Consider the following 6,331-nt stretch of genomic DNA (forward strand, 5'->3'; position numbering starts at 1 on the left):
ACTTGCTCGACAACATTCAGGCCTCGGCGTAGACCGTGCCTGGCCGCAGCATCAGTGCGAGAGCGATGGTAGCCGCGGTGCCGATGAGGATTACCACAACGACCATGTTCAATCCACCGACCGTAGGTGCGATACTCCCCGCGATGGCGGACGATGCCAAGATTGCCGTCGCGATCGATGTGCCGATCCCCTGCCCGGCAGTTCGAACAACCGAATTCAAACCGGTTGCTTCGCTGGTGTTTTCGACCGGAACCGACTCGACGACGAGGTTCGGGAGCGCAGTGTAAGCGAACGATGTCGCGATGGACACGGTGACGACCATCGCGAACATCCCGAGCTTGGCGTCGTTGAACGCGTAGAGCAGCACCGCCGACACCGCATACATCAGTCCACCGATGAGCAGCGAAACGCGAGAACCCACCGTTCGCGAGAGACGCCCGCTCAACGGAGTGAAAGCGAAGCCCAGCAACGCACCCGCAAGTGTCAGGGCCCCGGCAGCGCTGGGTGACATGCCGAGGCCGAAAGATCCACTGGACGGCGACTGCAGAACGATGGGGACGATCAAGTTGCTGATTCCGAAGGGACCGACCGCGAGGGTCAGCGTCGCGAGCATCGTCAACGCGAGCTTGCGATCGGTGAGCAGACGCACGTTCGCGATCGGATCGGTCACTCGAAGCTCCCACAGAACCCACAGCGCGAGAATGACCACACCGCCCACAAGCAGGCCGAGGGTCTTTCCATCGGTCCAACCCCATGAACTGCCCTTGGTGATACCCAGCAGGATTCCTGCGATGGCGGGCGCGAATGCGATGGTGCCGATCCAGTCGAGCTTCTGGTTGGTCCCGACGGGGGGAAGCCACGGAAGCACGAACGCCACGAGCAGCAGCATGCACGTCGCATATACAGCCGCGACGATGAAGATCAGGTGCCAGCTCGCGTAGTCGATCATCATGCCGGCGATGAAGGCCGATCCAGCGCCTGCAGCCACGGCAGTACCCGAGATGACCGCGATCGCAACCGGAACCTTCACGTTGGGCAGGTGCGCACGTGCCAGTCCGATGCACAGCGGGAGAATCGCACCTGCAACGCCTTGGATGGCGCGGCCACCGATGATCGCGCCCACACTGTCGCCGATGGCGCTGAACAACGAGCCGAACGTGGCGATAGCCAGAACGATGATCAAAACCCGCTCACGCCCGTACATATCACCGAGACGTCCACACACCGCGGCGGAGGCAGCGGCGACCAGGAGGAATGCTGTCACCGCCCAGCCGACCGTTGCGGCGTCACTGTCGAAGTCCTTGATAATCGTCGGGATCGCAGCAAACACCATCGATGTTTCGAACGCGCTGATGACCTCGATCAAACTGAGAACGAGGATGATCACCGCAGCCGAACGCTTTCTCGTGTAGCGGGCGGTCTGCGGCGCCGTCTTCTCAGGAGCCGCTGGACCTGGAATCGTCGTCATCGACGTCCCCCAAGTGCGAGTAGTGAAATAGAAGAGGTCATCGCGCACGGGCGGCTTCGATCCTCGAACTCGAATCGAGTTGACTTGTCGTGCAGCATTTTTGGTCCTTGACTGCTCAGGAGGCGGCACATTCCCGCTCGGTAGAGCCAAAAAGTAGCAGTGGCCGACGGCACGATGGGATGAATTCTCACTGGGTGAAAGTCTGGAGGTTTCGGCGCCGGATTTCCGATCCGTTCGCCCCTCGACAATCGCGAGCCTCCACCTGACTATTGGACAGGCCTGAACAGTGAATAGAACCAAAAAAAGCCCCACTCGGGTGAACCGAATGAGGCTGGGTACTGAAACTGTGGTGGCCAGGGCCGGGATCGAACCGGCGACCTTCCGCTTTTCAGGCGGACGCTCGTACCAACTGAGCTACCTGGCCGGGCGGCACCGGTGACAATGCCTTGTACTGAACTGTGCAATTCGTACTGATCGTGTAATTCGGTGTCAACACCGAACTTGCGACCCTGACGGGACTCGAACCCGCGACCTCCGCCGTGACAGGGCGGCGCGCTAACCAACTGCGCTACAGGGCCTTGCGTCGAACTCAACTAGCGCAAACTTTAGCAGGTGATCAACCCGCTTCGAACCGCGCCAGCCTGCAAGAGACTGCTGTACTGCACACCGGATTGTCAATTCCGGCGATCGAACGTACCCCCTACGGGATTCGAACCCGCGCTACCGCCTTGAAAGGGCGGCGTCCTAGGCCGCTAGACGAAGGGGGCCCGCCGAACTGCTCGAACTTGCAGCTACTCGGACTACGAGCTTCCACAATCTCGAACTGCTCTGACGTTACCCTCAACGGCATTCCGTTGGGAGCTTGGATAGCTTAGGGCACTTCTTCCGAAAAACTCAAACCGGCAGGTCAGAGGCGCTTTTTGCGGCCCCTAGCTCCAGGGGTGGCCATCCGACACGTTGCCAGGTGTCCAACCACTGAGGTGTTGCCATCGCATAAAGGAGCACTTCGAGGGACTCTTGGAACAGCGCGCGCAGCTCGGTGCTGTCCGACACGAGATCAGCCATGAATCGCTGACCCGCAAGTGACGCGCTCAGCACCCTGGTGAATTTGTCAGGGCCGAACTCCGGCTTCAAGTCGCCCATCTCCTGGGCCCTGCGTGCCAATTCGTTTCCAGCCAGACCCCACGCTCGCCCACTCCCGGATTTGACCTCGCTGTAGAACTCCGGTTCTACGATCAGCCGAAACTCGGCTCGAACTATCACGTCGGTCTGAAATCCGAGAGCGATGTCGTCGATGATGCCGCGGATGACTTCGAAGGGATGCAGCGTCGAGCCCTGCCACTTCTCGGTGATAGCGGTGTACCTCTCCAACGCAGCAACGAGCACTGCCCGGGCCAGATCTTCCTTCGATTGGAAGTGGAAGTACATCGCACCCTTGGTGGCATTGGAGCCCTCGAGGATCGCATTGACGGACGCAGCCGCGTATCCACGTCGAGCGAACTCCGTCGCCGCAGCCTCGACGATCGCCGCTCTGGTCCTGCGTGCGCGCTCTTGTTGTGCCATTACTTTTCGTGCCTCCGAAAAAAAGCGCTCTGCGTGTCAGCAGTCCATACCGCTGATCGAGCGTACGTCACCATGTCCTCGACAAAGCTGTTCATTGCCCCAAAAATGCCTGAGAAACCCAGAAAACAGACAAATCGACGACGAAAAACAAACAATCCGAGTGGTACGCTTCACCCGGCTCGAGTGCGCTGCAGGGGGTGCGCACTCGAGCCACTAGCTCACGCAGGGCAGGGTGCGCTCACCGCGTAGCGCATACTTTACAAATAATACCCCACTGTAAGGCCCCGGAGCGGTCAGTCGACTTGCCAACGGCCATCAGAGCCAATCGCGGCGTTTGAAACTCCACCACAATCCTGTCGCCAGTCCGATCAGCAGCACAGTACTCAGCCAGAAGCCGAGAGCGCGGTCGTAACCAGGAAACGGAATGTTCTGACCGAAGTATCCCGTCACCCCGGTAGGTATGGCGATGATCGCCGCCCACGCCGTAAGCTTCTTCATGACCTCGTTCAACGAATTACCCTGCATTGCAAGACCTGTCGACAAAATGATCTCGATCGAATCCCGAAGGCCGTCGACCCTCTCCGTCAGCCGAAGCGAATGGTCGTACAAGTCTTGGTAATAGGGGGTGACTTCATTGTCGATTGGATGTCGGTTCGGCCTGAGCAAGCCCGCGCATACCTCGGCCATGGGCAGAACCACTCTGGAGGCAGCTACTACCGATCGGCGAATTACGAAGTTGCGCAACTGAATATCGCGAACCGACAACCCCTCGTCGATCAAGGCGTCCTCGATCGACTGCACATCCTCGTCCAGCGAATCCACGACAGTGAAGTACCCGTCCACGACGGTGTCGAGAAACGACCACACCAGGTACCCCACCCCGTGGGCGATCATCGCAGACTCCTCGTCCCAGCCGTCGAGCATGGAATCCAGAGCAAACGCCTCATTCGAACGAATCGTGATGAGGGCATTGCTCGTGACGAACATTCCGATCTCGGTTTCCTGAATCGAATCCTCGGCATCGAGCCGAAGTGACCGCGTATGAACAAGATAGTGGTCACCGAATCGAACGAACCGTGGCCGCCGTCCGTGGGACAGCGCCCCCTCCAGGGCCAGCGGATGGAGCTCGCGACCGCCCAGGATCTCTGCGACCCGAGACAGGTCGACAGTCGTCGGCGCCAAGAGGTCGAACCACAGAACAGCGTCAGGGTCCGCGCTCCATTTACGAAGCGCTTCCTCGTTCGGGTCCGTCACTTCCAACGCGCCGTCCCGGTAGATGCGACCACGCGTGGCGCAGCCGATCGCACCGTGATCTTCGGTACTACGAATCACATTCGACTCCCTCTATCTACCCGACATCTGTCGGTGACTCCATGATGCACCCGTGATCACGCGCGGGCCTTCATCTGGTCGAGTCCCAACATGATTCACCGCTGAAGGCTTTCGGCTCAACGCTTTTCGGGTGGACGTCTCCGAGGAGCTACCCACCCGCCTTCCGGTCTCGAAAAGAATCGGATAACAATCCGAACTCGACCCGGCGCCGCTCACCCGCACCATCGAAATCGAACATAGTGTGATCCAGAGCACACAAAGCTGGTCATGGATGACGAATTCGGGTGACAGCATGGTTGTCAAAGAACTCTTATGTCGTTCGGCAGGAATAGTTCTCGCAGCAGCTCTGATCGCTGCATCTCCGTCGTCGGTCAGCGCCGACCCCGTGACGGACTTCGTCACGCCGAAGCAAGATCCCGCATCTGCCGCGGCCACTCCGCTCTCGGACCCATGGTTCGACGCGCCTGCCGGATACGAGAATTCGAGCCCTGGAACAATCCTAGGCACCCGTCCGGTGAACGTCGGCCCACTGATCACACCGGTGACCTCCACCCAGATCCTCTTTCGATCCACCGATTCCAAGGATCGACCCGTCGCGGCAGCCACCACCGTCATCGTGCCCACCGCCCCGTGGACCGGAAACGGCAGTCGACCTGTCGTCGCCTACAACATGGCAATAGATTCGCTGGGCAACACCTGCGCGCCGTCATGGACACTCCCCCGGGGCATCGCACCAGAAATCGTTGCAGTGCAACTCTTTCTGGCCAAGAACTATGCGGTGGTGGTCACCGACCACCAAGGCCCCCGGCAGGCATATGCCGCCGGACGGATGGCCGGACACGCAGTCCTCGATGCCTTGCGAGCGATGGTCGCTCTACCGCAGTTGGGGCTCGACAAGGAATCCCCGATCGCCGTAACCGGTTATTCCGGGGGTGCAATCGCATCCGGCTGGGCCGCGCAACTCGCACCGTCCTACGCCCCGGAAGTGAACATCGTCGGTACCGCGTTCGGCGGTGCGCCGATCGACTACCGCATCCTGCTCGGATCGATGAACGGAACCAACGCAGCATCGACCTTGTTTCTCTCCGCAGCACTCGGCGTCGCCCGCGAATATCCGGAAATGTTCCAACTCATGAACGCGAACGGACTTCGGCTCGCGCAGATAGCGAAGGACATGTGCGTCTATCTACTCGCCCCAGGCGGGCTGGTGGCACCGATACCCGTCCAAGCACTCTCGGACATACCGAACGTGGATCGCACTCCGATCGCAGAGGAGATCATCGCTCAGACGCGGATGGGCGGTGACCTCGCGCCGACGGCCCCGGTGTTCATCTATCAAGGGCAGCAGGAATTCTGGATCCCCAGAGAAGGCGCCGAGACCTTGTACGACGAATGGTGCGCCAACGGATCCGACGTCCGGTTGGAGGAATACCTCGGAGAACACATGACAGTCGCGGTGTCGGGCTTGCCTGGTTCCCACGCGTGGATCGACGAGCGGCTCGCCGGAATCCCCGCACCCAAAGGTTGCAGCAGCTTCGGCAAATAGATGCTCGGCACTCTTTGGGGGTACCTGCCTGCCGACTGGGAACACCCATTACACTTTCGATCCGCGCCCCTATAGCTCAGTTGGTAGAGCTACGGACTTTTAATCCGCAGGTCGTAGGTTCGAGTCCTACTGGGGGCACCGAAGATGTCCACGCGGTGGCGGATGCCGCCCACCGCGTGTTCGGTCCCGGACGCCCGTTTCTCCACCACCGGCGGCCCGCAGCGTCCGAATACATCGAAAGTACACTTGGTAACAGTTCGGCTACGGGGAACGAACTGTCAATGGGGAATGAACTGCTACGGGGGCGTCAACGCCTTGGTTCCCGGCCGACTACTGTGCGCCACGCAACTCGAGAGCGTTCACAGCGAAGTTACGGTGCCGTAGGCTAGGTCCGGATATCGGCAATGTATGGAGGCAATGTA

Annotated in this window: 4 protein-coding genes and 4 tRNA genes; 2 read left to right on the plus strand and 6 right to left on the minus strand. The window is 60.1% G+C overall.

What is annotated here, in order from left to right:
• Window positions 1-16: 16 nt before the first annotated feature.
• The 6 genes from H2510_RS15930 to H2510_RS15955 all read right to left on the minus strand — a co-directional run bounded on the left by H2510_RS15930 (window position 17) and on the right by H2510_RS15955 (window position 4,363).
• On the minus strand, window positions 17-1,468 hold the full coding sequence (locus tag H2510_RS15930; RefSeq protein ID WP_186629300.1) for an MFS transporter: 1,452 nt from the start codon (window positions 1,466-1,468) through the stop codon (window positions 17-19).
• 347 nt (window positions 1,469-1,815) lie between these two features.
• Window positions 1,816-1,892: transfer RNA gene (locus H2510_RS15935), tRNA-Phe, on the minus strand.
• Window positions 1,893-1,972: 80 nt separating this feature from the next.
• Window positions 1,973-2,046, minus strand: a tRNA-Asp gene (locus tag H2510_RS15940).
• 116 nt (window positions 2,047-2,162) lie between these two features.
• A tRNA-Glu gene (locus H2510_RS15945) sits at window positions 2,163-2,235 on the minus strand.
• A gap of 127 nt (window positions 2,236-2,362) precedes the next feature.
• Window positions 2,363-3,031, minus strand: a complete 669-nt coding sequence (locus H2510_RS15950; RefSeq protein WP_186629252.1) for a TetR/AcrR family transcriptional regulator — start codon at window positions 3,029-3,031, stop codon at window positions 2,363-2,365.
• Window positions 3,032-3,346: 315 nt separating this feature from the next.
• A complete protein-coding gene (locus H2510_RS15955; RefSeq protein ID WP_186629253.1) occupies window positions 3,347-4,363 on the minus strand; it encodes a magnesium transporter CorA family protein in 1,017 nt (338 codons plus the stop codon).
• Between the two features lie 271 nt (window positions 4,364-4,634).
• On the opposite strand from H2510_RS15955, the gene H2510_RS15960 reads away from it, so the two are divergent.
• Together H2510_RS15960 and H2510_RS15965 are read left to right on the plus strand one after the other, a co-directional pair.
• Entirely contained in the window at window positions 4,635-5,909 is a 1,275-nt protein-coding gene (locus tag H2510_RS15960; protein WP_261392956.1) for a lipase family protein, read from the plus strand.
• Window positions 5,910-5,974: 65 nt separating this feature from the next.
• Window positions 5,975-6,047: transfer RNA gene (locus tag H2510_RS15965), tRNA-Lys, on the plus strand.
• Window positions 6,048-6,331: the final 284 nt, after the last annotated feature.

Source organism: Rhodococcus sp. BP22 (assembly GCF_014281965.1).
Taxonomy (GTDB): Bacteria; Actinomycetota; Actinomycetes; order Mycobacteriales; family Mycobacteriaceae; genus Rhodococcoides.